The following is a 14715-nucleotide window of genomic DNA, read 5'->3' on the forward strand; positions in this document are numbered from 1 at the left end:
TTCAAGGGTGACCTGCCGGGCATAAGTTTTTATACTGCCCGCACTTTCGCAAGGGGGAACTACCGCTATGGCTATCAACAACCCTTTCTCGAACCTGTTTGGGCGCTCTCCGATCAAGCCCATGCAGGAGCATATGGCCGTGGCCATCCGCGCCACCGGCGAGCTGCAGCGCTTCTTTGAGTGCGTGATCGCCGACGATTGGGAGCAGGTCGAAACCGTTCAACAGCGCATTGTCGAGCTGGAGCGCGAGGCCGATGCCCTGAAGAAGCAGCTCCGCCTGCACCTGCCCAAGAGCCTTTTCCTACCCGTCCCGCGCACCGATCTGCTGGAACTGCTGAGCATGCAGGACCGCATCGCCAACCGCGCCAAAGACATTGCCGGCATCATGCTCGGCCGCAAGATGACCATTCCCGCCACCATGCAGGACATGACCCTGGAGTATGTGGGCGCCGCGGTGAAAGCCGCCGAGCAGGCGCTGGTGGCCATCAACGAGCTGGATGAACTGCTGGAAACCGGCTTCAGCGGTCGGGAACTGGGCATTGTGGAAAAGATGATTCAGGAGCTGGATGCCCTGGAACGCAAGACCGACCAACTGGAAGTGGAAATGCGCGCCACCCTGTACAGCCTGGAGGCCGACCTTCCGCCGGTGGACGTGATGTTTCTGTATAAGGTGATCGACTGGATCGGTGACCTCGCCAATCGCGCTCAGGATGTCGGTGGCCGTCTCGAACTGCTGCTCGCGCGTTAATTCAATCCTGCAAATGACTATTGGGGTAACCACATGACCGTGATCGCAGAATACGGCCAGACGCTGCTCATCCTCGCCTGCATCTTTGGCGTCTTTATGGCCTGGGGCGTTGGCGCCAACGACGTCGCCAATGCCATGGGCACCTCGGTGGGCTCTCGAGCCCTGACCATCAAACAGGCCATTCTGGTGGCCATGGTGTTCGAATTCCTCGGCGCCTACCTCGCCGGCGGCGAGGTGACCTCCACCATCCGCAAAGGCATTGTCGACCCCGTCATCATGGCGGAAAACCCGGACCTTCTGGTCTTCGGGATGCTATCCGCCCTTCTGGCGGCCGGCACCTGGCTGTTGATCGCCAGTATTCTCGGCTGGCCGGTATCCACCACCCACTCCATCGTCGGCGCCATTGTCGGTTTCGCCGCCGTGGGCATTTCCATGGAAGCCGTGGCCTGGAACAAGGTGGGCACCATTGTGGCGAGCTGGGTGGTATCGCCCCTGCTGGCGGGTACCATTTCCTTCTGGCTGTTCCGCTCGGTACAGAAGCTGATCCTCAATACCGAAGACCCCTTCAGCAACGCCAAGCGCTATATTCCACTGTACATGTTCGCCGTAGGCTTCCTGATCGCCATGGTAACCCTGGTGAAAGGCCTCAAGCATGTGCTGAGTGATTCGGCTTTTCAGCCCAGTTTCTTCCAGAGCATGGGAGTATCCGCCGTGATCGGCGTCCTGGTCGCGCTGCTCGGCATGCGCATGATGCGCGGCATCAAGAGAGACAACGAGGCCGACTCGGTCAACCGCTTCACCAGCGTTGAACGGGTATTCGGCATTCTGATGATTTTTACCGCCTGTGCCATGGCCTTCGCCCACGGCTCCAACGATGTGGCTAACGCCGTGGGGCCGCTGGCGGCCGTGGTCAGCGTGGTGCAGACCCAGGCGGTCAGCGCACAGGCGGTGGTACCCGCCTGGGTCCTGCTGATCGGTGCGGCAGGCATCGTCGTGGGCCTGGCGACCTACGGCTGGAAGGTGATTGCCACCATTGGCAAGAAAATCACCGAACTGACCCCAAGCCGCGGTTTTGCCGCCGAACTGGGCGCGGCCGGCACGGTGGTTCTGGCCTCCGGCACTGGCCTGCCGGTATCCACCACGCACACCCTGGTAGGTGCAGTATTGGGTGTTGGCCTGGCACGGGGCATCGGCGCTCTGAATCTGCGGGTGATTGGCACCATTTTCATGTCCTGGGTTATCACTTTGCCCGCTGGGGCCGGTTTGGCCATTCTGTTTTTCTTCTTCTTCAAAGGCGTGTTCGGGTAATCCCAATATCACCAAGGTGGATGACGGCCCCTTGGGCCTTATCCACCCTACCGACGCCACGACATTCATGCCTCGCGCCAAATTTCGGGTTACGCCTTTGGCTAACCCGACCTACCCGGGTTTGTTGGCGTGCCCTACCGATGATTTCCGTCCTGTATTACACTGCCGATACATTCTCTGAATCCGGCCGTGTATGACTTTCGATCTCAAACTGTATTCTGACCAGCTGGCCCAGTTGGTCGCCCAACCGTCGGTGAGCTGCTCCGACCCCCAATGGGATATGGGCAACCGCAAGGTGCTCGACCTGCTGGCCGACTGGCTCGAGGCTCGCGGCTTCCAGTGCGAGCTTCTGGCAGTGCCGGGCAAGAGCGGCAAGCACAACCTGATTGCCACCAAGGGCTCCGGCGCCGGTGGGCTGGTTCTGTCTGGCCACAGCGATACCGTACCCTACGATCAGAACCGCTGGCAGAGCGACCCCTTTTCGCTCACGGAAAGAGACGGCAAGCTCTACGGTCTGGGCGCCACCGACATGAAAGGTTTTTTCCCGGCGGTGCTCGCGGCCATCGATGCGGTTGCTGATCAACCTCTGGCGCAACCCTTGATCGTCATCGCTACGGCCGATGAAGAGAGCAGCATGAGCGGCGCCCGGGCGCTGATGGAGCTGGGGCGCCCCAAGGCGCGCTACGCGGTGATTGGGGAACCGACCGAGCTGCGCCCGGTGCGCATGCACAAGGGCATCATGATGGAGTCGATTCGGGTGCGCGGCGCCAGCGGGCACTCCTCGAACCCGGCGCTGGGCAAGAACGCTCTGGAAACCATGCACGGGGTCATCTCCGAGCTGCTCACATACCGGAGTGAACTGCAGACCCGCTACCGCAATCCCGGCTTTCAGGTGGATGTGCCCACCATGAACCTCGGCTGCATCCATGGCGGCGACAACCCCAACCGGATTTGCGCCGAGTGCGAATTGCATTTCGACCTGCGGGCGCTGCCCGGCATGGACAACGACGAGCTGCGCGCGGCCATTTACCGGCGCCTGCGCCCCATTGCCGAGCGCTCGGGTACCGACATTGTGTTATCGGAACTGTTTGCTGGCGTGGAGCCCTTCGAGCAGGACGAGCACTCCGCCCTGGTAAAGGCCTGTGAGCGTCTCACGGGCCACACCAGTGAGGCGGTGGCCTTCGCCACAGAGGCCCCGTTTCTGCAATCCTTGGGCATGGAGACGCTGGTGCTCGGGCCCGGCTCGATCAACCAGGCCCATCAACCCGACGAGTTTATCGACATTCAACAACTGGCACCGGCGGTGGACATTCTCAGCGGGCTGATTGATCGCTTCTGCATCCAGCCCGACACGGCGGCGTCCGAAGCCCCTGTGTCTGACAAAAGGAACTAACGCTTTGACCGGTTCAACCCAAGACTACGTCAAATGGTTCAGGCACTCCTCGCCCTACATCAATGCACACCGGGGTAAAACCTTTGTATTGATGTTGCCCGGCGAAGCCCTGGTGCACCCCAACTACGGCAACATCATCTACGACATCGCCCTGCTCAGCAGCCTGGGAGTACGACTGGTGGTAGTGCACGGTGCGCGACCGCAGATTGATGCCCGACTGGCCGAGTCCGGCATCGAGAGCCAGTTTCACCGCAACCTGCGAGTCACCGACGCCGCCAACCTGGAACAGGTCACCCAAGCCATTGGCCAGGCCCGCATTCAGATGGAGGCGGCCCTGTCCACCGGGGTGCCCAACTCCCCCATGCACGGCGCACGCATGCAGGTGATCAGCGGCAACTTTGTGGTGGCCATGCCCCACGGCGTGCTCGACGGCGTCGATCTGCAGCACACCGGCAAGGTCCGCCGGATCAACACCCGCTCACTCAATACCGTACTCGACTCCGGCGCCATCGCCCTGCTCTCGCCGCTGGGTTACTCCACCACCGGTGAAGCCTTCAACCTTTCCTTCACCGATGTCGCCACTCAAGTGGCCTCCGCACTGAAAGCGGACAAGCTGTTGGCCTTCATTGAAGCCGAGGGGGTCAGCGATGCCAGCGGCGAACTGGTCAGGCAGTTGGCTGTGCAGGAGTGCCGGGACTTTCTGGAACAACAGGGCGAACAGATCAGCGGCGATATCCGTCAGGCACTCTCGGCCTGTTACCTGGCCTGCCTGCAGGGCGTGCCCCGCGCCCAACTGTTCAGTTACGCCGCCGACGGCGCCATGCTCAGCGAGCTGTTCACCCGGGACGGTATGGGCACCATGGTGCACTCGGACAGTTACGAACAACTACGCCGGGCCACCATCGATGATGTGGGCGGGATTCTGGAGCTGATCGCGCCGCTGGAGAATGAGGGCATTCTGGTGCGCCGCTCCCGGGAGCTTTTGGAGACGGAGATCGACCGGTTCCATGTGCTGGAAAAGGACGGCACCATCATCGCCTGTGCGGCCATGTATCCCTTTGAGGAGAGTGCGGAACTGGCCTGTGTGGTCACCCATCCGGAGTACCGCAAGGGCGGCCGGGCGTCGACGCTGCTCACTCAGATGGAGAAAATGGCGCGGCGTCAGGGCATCAAGCAATTGTTTCTGCTGACCACCCAGACGGCTCATTGGTTTATCGAGCAGGGGTTTGTTCAGGCGCAGATTGATGACCTCCCTGTTGCGCGGCGTCGGTTGTATAACTATCAGCGGAATTCGAAGATTTTTATCAAAAACCTATAGGACAGGTTGAGAAACCGTTAGAGCTTCGTATCGAAACGCTGCGGTTGGGTATACTGTTCCCGGACCGTGGAGCGGGGGACCCGCGATGCGAGCCTACATGGATGTATTCACGGCGTGTCCGGGAACAGTGCACCCTACACCGGACCGGACGCGACACCACCCACAGGGTTTTCTGCTATTATTGACGCCTTTTTTATTACGTCAGACGAAGAGTAGAACCATGCCCGTTTATCGCTCCAAGACCACCACCGCTGGCCGGAATATGGCTGGTGCTCGCGCCCTGTGGCGTGCCACCGGGATGAAAGACGAAGACTTTCATAAACCCATTATCGCCGTCGCCAACTCCTTTACCCAATTTGTGCCCGGCCATGTTCATCTCAAGGACATGGGCCAACTGGTCGCAAGGGAAATCGAAAAAGCCGGTGGTGTGGCCAAAGAGTTCAACACCATTGCGGTCGACGACGGCATCGCCATGGGCCATGACGGCATGCTCTACAGTCTGCCCTCGCGAGACATCATCGCCGACTCCGTCGAGTACATGGTCAATGCCCACTGTGCCGACGCCCTGGTGTGCATCTCCAACTGCGACAAAATCACCCCCGGAATGCTGATGGCCGCGATGCGCCTGAACATCCCTGTGATTTTTGTATCTGGCGGTCCTATGGAAGCGGGCAAAACCAAACTCGCAGATCACAACCTGGATCTGATTGATGCCATGGTCATTGCCGCCGACGACTCGGTGGACGACGAAACCGTGGCCGAGTACGAGCGCTCCGCCTGCCCGACCTGCGGTTCCTGCTCCGGGATGTTCACCGCCAACTCCATGAACTGCCTGACCGAGGCACTGGGTCTGTCACTGCCCGGTAACGGCACTCTATTGGCGACCCACGCCGACCGGGAGGAGCTGTTTCTTGAGGCCGCCCGACGTATCGTGGACATCACCAAGCGCTACTATGAGGAAGACGACGAGCGGGTGCTGCCACGCTCAATCGCCAACTTCAAAGCCTTTGAGAACGCCATGGCCCTGGATATTGCCATGGGCGGTTCCACCAATACCATTCTGCACCTGCTGGCGGCCGCGCAGGAAGGCGAAGTCGATTTCACCATGTTCGATATCGACCGTCTGTCCCGCGAGATTCCTCAGCTGTGCAAAGTCGCACCCAACACTCAGCTCTATCACATTGAAGACGTGCACCGCGCCGGTGGGGTCATGAGTATTCTGGCCGAACTCAACCGGGCCGGTCTGCTCCATGCCGACCTGCCCACCGTTCACAGCAACACCTTCCAGGAGGCGCTGGATCACTGGGATATTACGACGACCACCTCCGATGAGGTACGCACCTTTTACAAGGCCGGTCCGGCGGGTATCCCGACCCAACAGGCGTTCAGTCAGGCCACTCGCTGGCCCAGCCTCGATGACGACCGCGCCAACGGCTGTATCCGCTCACTGGAGCACGCCTTTACCCGCGAAGGGGGCCTGGCAGTCCTGAAGGGCAATATCGCCCTGGACGGCTGTGTGGTGAAAACCTCGGGGGTCGATGAGAGCTGCTGGGTGTTTGAAGGGCCGGCGCGCGTAGTGGAAAGCCAGGACGAGGCGGTCGATGCGATTCTCAGTGGGAAAGTCAGAGCCGGCGAAGTGGTAATTGTCCGTTATGAAGGGCCTCGCGGTGGTCCCGGTATGCAGGAAATGCTGTATCCCACCAGCTACCTGAAATCCAAGGGGCTGGGTAAGGATTGCGCACTGCTGACCGACGGCCGTTTCTCCGGCGGGACTTCTGGCCTGTCGATCGGACACGTATCGCCGGAAGCGGCGGCGGGTGGCGCCATTGGTCTGGTAGAGGACGGCGACACCATTCTGATCGATATTCCCAACCGCAAGATCGAGGTGCGCCTGAGTGACGAACAACTGCAGGCGCGCCGCGACGCCATGAATGCGCGGGGGGCGTGGAAACCCCAAGAAGCCCGTCCGCGCAAAGTCAGCACCGCCCTGAAAGCCTACGCCATGCTGGCGACCAGTGCCGACAAAGGCGCCGTACGGGATCTGAGTAAGCTCGACTGAGCCCGTCTTGCGGGCACTTGGCAGGGACGCCTCGCGCGCTGCATTCAATTTTGCCCGATACAAAAAAACCGGCTCGAGGCCGGTTTTTTTGTGCGTTGAGAGCAGAGGCTTAAGCGCCTGGCAATACCAGACCGTCTTCCTCTTCCCACTTACGCTTGCGCTCCTGATAACGCTCTTCTTCTTTACGAGCCTTCTCTTCGCGCGCTTTCTCTTTCTCGGCGAAACTGATCCACTGCTTGGCCGCTTCTTCGCTGCGCTTGTCTTTGGCCGCTTCCTTCAGAGTCTCAATCGCATCGTCATACTGCTCCAGATTGACATAGGCAGTGCCCATGCGCAGATACACCTGGTCAGCACGTTCAACCCCTTTATCCAACGCTTCACGAGCTGCGTCGATAGAGTCTTCGTAGCGATCGTTCAACATGTAGATAGCGGACAAGCGCGCAAACAGATCGCCCTCGTCAGACTTCTCGGCCGCCTTTTCCATTTCAACCATGGATTTTTCAACTTCCTGAGCCATGCTCCAGGCATTGGCAAGAAGCTCCAGATTGCGGGAGGTCGGCTCGATGATCTCATCCTCGTAGATACCTTTTTCAAGGACCTTGGCGGCCTTGTAAGGGATATCCCGATCGAGATACATGGAAGCCATGGATACCAGGATGTTTTCCTTGTCCAGGCCGTCGAGCAGATACACCACTTCCAGGGAGTGCAGACGATTGTCGAACTCTTCCAGCAGGCTGTACATGTCAGACAGCTGGCGCCAGGTCGACACCTTCGGGTAGTCCCGAACCATCTTCTTCAGCACATTCAGCGTGTTTCTGTAATCTTCTTTTTCGAAGTACAACAGACGCTGCATGGCATACCAGTTTTCTTCGGGAACCTCGCCATCCTGCTCGGCCATCTCAACCGCTTCGTTGACATGAACCAGCGCACGATCCGCATCACCCATCTGGTAGAACAGCAGAGAGAACACGTAGTACTGGTCGGCGTCGATACTGGTGACCATGTTGGTCCAGTTTTCGAAGGCGTCCAGTGCTGCATCAAAGTTCTCTTCCTGCATGTGCAGCTTGCCCAGAACCTGCCATGTGGAAGTTTCCAGACCCGATGGAATCTGCGGAGAACGAGCTACAACCTTTTCGAACGCATCAATGGTGCGATCCATGTTATCCATCTGGAAATGGACATTGGCAACGAAGTTGTAGATCTGAGCCTGCTCATAGGCGTTGTATTCGCCGATGTTGCGTTCCATTTCCTGCAACAGACGCAACGCTTCGTTCAGGTCCGGCTCACGACCGGAATCTTCTTCCGGATCAATGAAACTCTGAACCTCAGAGAGCTCTTCGTTCAACCGCTGACTGATACCGGGAATCCGGCGGGTTTCCGGCGGCGTGCTGGACGGCCTGATGAGCTCCTGGGCCATAACACTGCCCTGAAGCCAACCACTGGCCTCCGGTGCCACCTCATTCACAACCACAGTAGAGACGGCAGGAGCGGTGATCAGCGCCGCCGCCAACAGGCTGCGATTCAGCGTACCGGCAAAAAATGCTTGTAGTTTATTCACTGTCATAACCCCCAACCTACTCGTCCGCCAGTTCAAAGACGAAACGATAGCTAACACCGGCCACTTCCACCGGCTCGCCGTCTACAGTCCGCGGACGGAACTTGAAACGCTCTGCAGCGCGAATCGCCGAACGGTTGAAGATACTGGTCTCGCGACCTTCGGTATCCACAGCATCCACCACCACTACGTCACGAGTTGAACCGTTAGTCGTCACGGTAAAGCTTACCGTCACAAAACCCTCGATTCCGCGCTGAGCCGCGCGACGTGGATACTCGGGCGCCACGGCCACGATAGGCATATATTCGCCGTCACCGGAGAAGTTGCCACCCGTGCCCATGTTCATGTCGAGCCCCATACTCGGCGCGGCCATGTTCAGAGCACTCGCATCAACATCCGGAGAGTCAAACTCGGGCTCCGGAATATCCGGCGGAGGCTCATTGGGATCCTCCGGCTTCTGTGGCTTAGCCGCCTCGTACTGAGTTTCAATCTCCGTATCCGGCATATGGATGTCGGCGATTTTACGGTCTTCCGGCTTTTCGTCCTGACCAAGGTCGGAGTTGATCAAGGACTGCATCAAAAACAGCAGGGCCACCGTCACGACGACCGACAACCCCCCCGCGATACCTACTCTTGCAAAATTCATAGCAGCCTAGTTCTCTTCAGTGGAGACAGCGACGTTGGTAATACCCAGCTCGCGTGCGGATTCTGTAATGGCGATAACAAACTCCATATCCGCACCCTGGTCCGCCTGGATAACCACTGTCCCATTCGGGTTTTCGGCCTGCAAACGCTCAATTTGAGCCCGGACACCACGTTTGTCCACCTGCTGTTTGTCGATCCAGATTTCGTTATTTGCGTTAACGGCAATCAGAATCGCAGCCTCTTCCTTCGGATCCGCGGTGGTCGCTTCAGGACGATTGACTTCAATCCCCGTCTCTTTAATGAATGTAGCAGTCACGATGAAGAAGATCAGCATGATGAACACCACATCGAGCATGGGCGTCAAGTCAATGGCCTGAGCTTCTTCTTCGGCTTTCTGATTGTTCCTGCTCATGGGATATCTCTTAAATACCGGGTTTAAACTGGGTGCTCGCCTTAGTGATCCATCGTCAGGTGATCGGCAAACAGGTGATTTTCGCGATCGGCAATCCGCTCAAGGTAAGTGTTGGCAAACAGGCCGGAAAGGGCCGCCACCATACCTGCCATGGTCGGAATTGTTGCCCGCGATACGCCGCCGGCCATCTGTTTGGCGTCGCCGCCGCCCGTCATCGCCAGAACGTTAAACACCTCGATCATACCGGTCACGGTACCGAGCAGACCCAACAGAGGGCACAGACTTACCATGGTGGCAATCATGTCCATGTTGGTGTTGATCTTCTCGGAGATCCGGGAAATCATCGCCTCACGAATTTGGTGGGCATTCCACGATTTCCGCTCACTACGGCTTTCCCACTGATCCAGTGCCGCCTGGACATCGCTTTTCAGACCACCTTTGAAGTACCAGACCCTCTCAAAGATGAGGGTCCACATCAGGAAGGTTAGGATGGCGATGAGCACAAGCACACCGCCCCCTTGATCCAAAAAGGCTTTAATGGCTGCAAACGCTTCCATTATTGCCGTCATGGTCTATCTCCTACTTATTGCGCTCGGAGTTCTCGGCAACGATGCCGGTAGTCTGCTCATCCAGAATGTGGATGATACGCTTGGCGCGACCGTTAACAATGGTGTGCAGCAATACTGTCGGAATTGCCACAACCAGACCCAGAACGGTGGTGATCAGAGCGGAGGAGATACCGCCTGCCATGTTCTTCGGATCGCCGGCACCAAAGATGGTGATCGCCTGGAAGGTCAGAATCATACCGACCACGGTACCCAACAGACCCATCAGCGGCGCGACGGCAGCAATGATCTTCAGCAGGGCCAGACCACTTTCGATCTTCGGACGCTCTTTCAGAACGGCTTCTTCAAGCTTCAGTTCCAGAGTCTCGGGATCAACCCCTTTGTTGTCCTCAGCCACCTGCAGCACACGACCCAGCGGGTTGTTGGCGCTCGGGGTGCTGGACTTCAGCTGAGAGGTCACTTTGGCACTGACCGCACTCAGGACGATGATCCGCCAGATACCCAGCAGGAAGCCGAAGATACCCACGGCGGTGATGACGTAGCCTACGCCGCCGCCCTGATGCCAGCGCTCACCCCAGGTGGGGCTGTCGATCAGCGCGGTCAGCAGAGAACCGCCGGTCGGGCCAGTCGGGTCGATACCCACACGAACGAGGCCAGAATCGGCCGCTTGCAGGTTGGCAGCCGCGTCCTGAATGTTGCCGGCAGGCTGACGAGCCAGCTCTTCCATTTTGGCACCATCCGGAATAAAGGCCAGGTACTTGCCTTCGGACACCAGGTTGTAGGAACCGATACGGACAACTTCCTGATCCACCTTGTCGCCATTGGGCTTGATCACTTCGCCATTAAACGTGACGATGCGACCGCTTTCGACCATCTGACGCTGCACTTCGTACCACAGGCGCTCGATTTCCTCGATGCTGGGCAGACGAGTGTTGCTGTTCATCTTGTCGATCAGGCCATTCAGGAACTCACCCCGGTTCGGGTATTGAGCACTGATGATTGAAGTCTGAATGTTAGAACGCAAGTCACCTGCAGTTGAGGTCAGGTGACCGAACAACTCACGCAGAGAACCCAGACGCTCATTCAACTGGTTGCGCTTGGCATCCACTTCGAGCTCTTGCTCGTCGTAGCGGGCTTCCAGGGTTTCAGAGCGGTTTTCTTCTTGAGCCCGGGTATTGCGAGCCTGTTCCAGCAACTGCTGCTGCTGGCCGCGCTCCTGACGGAACTCAGCTTCGCGCTGACGGTGCTCCTGGGATTCGTTGACACGTGACTCACGCACCATCTCCAGCAGCTCGTCGAGCGAACCGGCCTGGTCATCGTCTTGGGCCAGAGCGACATTGGCGCTCAGCAGACCCGCGGTCAGGGCAACCAGAGAGCCCTTCAAAAACGTCATCTTCATTGTGCTGCCTCCGGAGCCTGAACGGGTAACATCATGATGTCCTGGCTTGCCTGGTCACGGGCAATGCGCAGACCCTTGAGAATGTGATTCCGGTAAGAATCATCGAGCGGAACCCAGGCTTCCTGTTCTTTATCCCAGGCGCCCTGCTGCTCGGTATCTGTGGTCTGATACATGAGGGAGATACGACCAACGCGCAGAATGTTCACTTCGCGCTCCTGGCCATCCACTTCCAGCGAATCGCGGTAAGTATCGAGGAAGCGACCGTATTCAGATTCGATGCGATAGGCTTCCAGAACCTGGCGGAACTTTTCCGCCACGGAAATATCGGCGCGATCCTGATTGTCACGCAACATCTGCAAGCGGGCACGACGTTCGTCCAGGTGGAAAGGCATGTCCAGCTCTACGAACTGCTCCAGTGCGTCCAGCATGTTCATGACCAGCGGCTGAATCTGACGCTCGATCACGGTGACCTGCTCGATGGACTGATCCAGATCGCGCAGTACGCGCTGCTGGGCTTCGATTTGACGCTCCAGCTGGAGATTGTAGGTACGCAGACCTTCAATTTCCTTGTTTACCACCTTGAACTGCTGCAGCAGATCGTCGGTTTCCTGGGCCAGGCGGTCAATCCGCTGTTGAGATTCCTGGGCCATTGCGGTTTTGGCCTCACCGACCTGGAGAATCTGCTCCAGGGTTTCATCTGCCACGGCAACGCTACCCATTAGCGCGCCGGCAGAAAGCGCGGTGGTCAGAGCCACGGCTTTCAATCGCTGCTTTTTCATATTTCCCCCAACTCGGGTGCTTGCATCAGATGAGTTTGCGACAGGCAGCTGCCACACAACACGTTATCCACACAGTGCCTTCAAAAGGCTGGCAAAAACCTCTACGAGGCAGCCAAGAACGCAGCATTGTAATAAGAGGCTTACTTCACATTCAATGCTTTAAGGAAACCGTTTCCTAAGTGGGTAGATCGGTATCACTCAGGTAACAAATTGTCCCGCTGACTGTCTGATTAAAGTAACACCTGCTTAAAAATTGACCAATGCTTTTGCGCTGTCATCAAACGGTAATACGATCGTACCGTTGAAAGACGTGCCCCACCGAAGCGTCATTCGCTCCGGGCTGCTCGTCGGTGAGGTGCCACTCTTCGCCATTGAGCGACGGAAAGTGGGCATCCCCTTCCACCTCCAGGTCGATCCGGGTCAGATAAACCCGATCGGCCAGAGGTAAACTCTGGCGGTAAATCTCTTCACCGCCCATAACCATGATTTCCTCAGCGTCCGGCTGCTCCCGGCGGGCCAAGGCTATCGCGGCCTCGATACTGGTCACCCAGCGCAGGCTCGGATCCCGCGCCTCTCGAGACTGCCGGCTCACCACAATGTTGAGTCTTCCGGGCAGCGGGCGCCCGATGGACTCATGGGTCTTGCGTCCCATGATGACCGGTTTGCCCAGAGTAACCGACTTGAAATACTTCAGGTCGCCGGGCAGATGCCAGGGCAGCTCATTGTTCCGGCCAATGACTCCATTGCGGGCGGCCGCCACTATTAAGGCCACAGTCATACGTCGAGGTTCCCCTTTTCTGTGACGAACTTCACACCGCAATCGGTGCCTTGATTCTCGGATGGGGGTCGTACCCCTCGAACTGGAAATCTTCCAACTGGTAATCAAACACCGATTCCGGTCGGCGCCCGATCACCAGCTTTGGCAACGGCCGGGGTTCGCGGCGCAGTTGCTCGTAGACAATATCGTCGGTCAGGTGATTGTGGTACAGGTGACAATCACCGAAGGTGTGCACAAAGTCCCCCACCCCCAGGTCACACTGCTGAGCAATCATGTGGGTCAGTAGCGCATAGCTGGCAATATTGAAAGGCACCCCCAGGAACAGGTCGGCGCTGCGCTGGTAGAGCTGACAGGACAATTTCCCGTCCGCCACGTAAAACTGGAACAGGGTATGGCAGGCCGCCAGGGCCATCCGCCCCTGCTCGGCGTTCTTCTGGGGGCTCAGGGACTCATCCGGCAGGTCCGCCGGATTCCAGGCACTGACAATCAGGCGCCGGGAGTTGGGGTTGGTGCGAATCTGCTCGATCACCTCGCCGATCTGATCGATGGTGCGACCATCGGGGCAGGCCCAACTGCGCCACTGCTTGCCGTAGACCGGGCCCAGATCTCCCTCCGCCGTGGCCCATTCGTTCCAGATTTTACAGCCACGCTCTTGCAGCCAGGTGACATCCGTGCGCCCCTGCAGAAACCACAAGAGCTCGACAATCACACTTTTCAAGTGCACGGTTTTGGTGGTGACCAACGGAAAACCGTCAGACAGATCAAACCGAAGCTGTCGCCCGAATACCGACCGGGTGCCGGTTCCCGTCCGGTCCCCACGATCCAGACCGTTGTCGATGACATCGCGCATCAGCGCCAAATACTGTTGCATGTTGAATTACCTGATCCCCAAAAACGTTCGAACTCAGCGTCCCGACTGCCGGCGCTTGACCTGTTGCTGCCAGCTCCACACCAGCAGTCCGATACCGAGAATGAGCATCGGCAAGGAGAGCAATTGCCCCCGGGTAACCCAGCCAAACAGGTCAAAACTGATGTGCTGATCCGGTTCGCGGAAAAATTCGGCAAAAATTCGGAAACAGGCGTAGAGCACCAAAAACAGCCCCGCCACCGTGCCCCTGGGGCGAGGTTTGGATGAATACCAGTACAGCACAGTAAAGAGTACCAACCCTTCCAGGGTTGCCTGATAAAGCTGCGAGGGATGCCGTGCAATGCCCTCGGGGTCTTTGGGAAATACCATGGCCCAGGGCACATCGGCCGCGCGCCCCCACAGCTCCTGACCAATAAAGTTACCCAGGCGCCCCAGCCCGAGACCAATAGGGACGAGTGGCGCGACAAAATCCGTCAGTGCCAGGAATGACACTTTGCTCCGCCAGGCGAACAGGGCGAGCGCCACGATGACCCCGAGCAGCCCACCGTGGAAGGACATTCCCCCTTCCCAGACCCGAAACAACCAGATCGGGTCGCTCAGCCAATAATTGAAATGGTAGAAGAAGACATAGCCAAAGCGCCCCCCCAAAATCACCCCGAAAGCCACATAAGTCGTGAGGTTTTCCACCTGGGAGCGCTGGACCACCGTATGCGGAAAACCAGCCCGGCGCAGAGCCAGAAGCCAGGCGCCGGCAAAGCCGAGCAGGTACATCAGACCATACCAGTGAATATCCAACGGACCATAGGACTGGCCGGCAAACTCAAACGGGCCAATACTCACGGCCACCGGGTCAATTTCGGGGTATTTCATAAGCCTTGCTTATCGCA

14 protein-coding genes are annotated in these 14715 nt (G+C 58.2%); 5 read left to right on the forward strand and 9 right to left on the reverse strand.

The features are described from left to right. Positions 1–67 precede the first annotated feature (67 nt). The 5 genes from EDC38_RS09950 to ilvD all read left to right on the forward strand — a co-directional run bounded on the left by EDC38_RS09950 (position 68) and on the right by ilvD (position 6826). Positions 68–748, forward strand: coding sequence for a TIGR00153 family protein (locus EDC38_RS09950; protein WP_024461365.1), 681 nt, complete (start codon positions 68–70; stop codon positions 746–748). A gap of 33 nt (positions 749–781) precedes the next feature. Then, on the forward strand, positions 782–2056 hold the full coding sequence (locus tag EDC38_RS09955; protein WP_123638381.1) for an inorganic phosphate transporter: 1275 nt from the start codon (positions 782–784) through the stop codon (positions 2054–2056). A gap of 193 nt (positions 2057–2249) precedes the next feature. Beyond that, a complete protein-coding gene (gene argE, locus EDC38_RS09960; RefSeq protein ID WP_123638382.1) occupies positions 2250–3449 on the forward strand; it encodes an acetylornithine deacetylase in 1200 nt (399 codons plus the stop codon). 4 nt (positions 3450–3453) lie between these two features. After that, positions 3454–4767 carry an amino-acid N-acetyltransferase gene (gene argA, locus EDC38_RS09965; protein WP_123638383.1) on the forward strand — a complete coding sequence of 438 codons (1314 nt, stop codon included), beginning with the start codon at positions 3454–3456 and terminating at the stop codon, positions 4765–4767. 220 nt (positions 4768–4987) lie between these two features. Continuing rightward, positions 4988–6826 carry a dihydroxy-acid dehydratase gene (gene ilvD / locus EDC38_RS09970; RefSeq protein WP_123638384.1) on the forward strand — a complete coding sequence of 613 codons (1839 nt, stop codon included), beginning with the start codon at positions 4988–4990 and terminating at the stop codon, positions 6824–6826. Positions 6827–6935: 109 nt separating this feature from the next. Here the strand turns inward: ilvD and EDC38_RS09975 are convergent, their stop codons facing one another. The 9 genes from EDC38_RS09975 to lgt all read right to left on the reverse strand — a co-directional run bounded on the left by EDC38_RS09975 (position 6936) and on the right by lgt (position 14698). Continuing rightward, a complete protein-coding gene (locus EDC38_RS09975) occupies positions 6936–8384 on the reverse strand; it encodes a tetratricopeptide repeat protein (RefSeq protein WP_170162888.1) in 1449 nt (482 codons plus the stop codon). 16 nt (positions 8385–8400) lie between these two features. After that, entirely contained in the window at positions 8401–9027 is a 627-nt protein-coding gene (locus EDC38_RS09980; protein ID WP_123638386.1) for an energy transducer TonB, read from the reverse strand. A gap of 6 nt (positions 9028–9033) precedes the next feature. Next, a complete protein-coding gene (locus EDC38_RS09985) occupies positions 9034–9438 on the reverse strand; it encodes an ExbD/TolR family protein (RefSeq protein WP_123638387.1) in 405 nt (134 codons plus the stop codon). Between the two features lie 41 nt (positions 9439–9479). After that, positions 9480–10007 carry a MotA/TolQ/ExbB proton channel family protein gene (locus tag EDC38_RS09990; RefSeq protein ID WP_024461373.1) on the reverse strand — a complete coding sequence of 176 codons (528 nt, stop codon included), beginning with the start codon at positions 10005–10007 and terminating at the stop codon, positions 9480–9482. Positions 10008–10017: 10 nt separating this feature from the next. Next, complete coding sequence (locus EDC38_RS09995) at positions 10018–11403, reverse strand: MotA/TolQ/ExbB proton channel family protein (protein ID WP_123638388.1); 1386 nt, start codon at positions 11401–11403, stop codon at positions 10018–10020. Beyond that, positions 11400–12182 carry a DUF3450 domain-containing protein gene (locus EDC38_RS10000; RefSeq protein ID WP_123638389.1) on the reverse strand — a complete coding sequence of 261 codons (783 nt, stop codon included), beginning with the start codon at positions 12180–12182 and terminating at the stop codon, positions 11400–11402. The genes EDC38_RS09995 and EDC38_RS10000 overlap by 4 nt, the downstream gene beginning before the upstream one ends. Before the next feature lie 277 nt (positions 12183–12459). Continuing rightward, positions 12460–12960: a type 3 dihydrofolate reductase gene (folA, locus tag EDC38_RS10005; RefSeq protein WP_123638390.1), complete on the reverse strand. Its 501-nt coding sequence runs from the start codon at positions 12958–12960 to the stop codon at positions 12460–12462. Positions 12961–12991: 31 nt separating this feature from the next. Continuing rightward, on the reverse strand, positions 12992–13831 hold the full coding sequence (locus tag EDC38_RS10010; protein WP_123638391.1) for a thymidylate synthase: 840 nt from the start codon (positions 13829–13831) through the stop codon (positions 12992–12994). 33 nt (positions 13832–13864) lie between these two features. After that, the gene (gene lgt / locus EDC38_RS10015) at positions 13865–14698 is read right to left on the reverse strand and encodes a prolipoprotein diacylglyceryl transferase (RefSeq protein ID WP_123638392.1); all 834 of its coding nucleotides are present in this window, start codon (positions 14696–14698) and stop codon (positions 13865–13867) included. Positions 14699–14715 lie beyond the last annotated feature (17 nt).

This window comes from Marinimicrobium koreense, from assembly GCF_003762925.1.
Classification (GTDB): Bacteria; Pseudomonadota; Gammaproteobacteria; order Pseudomonadales; family Cellvibrionaceae; genus Marinimicrobium; species Marinimicrobium koreense.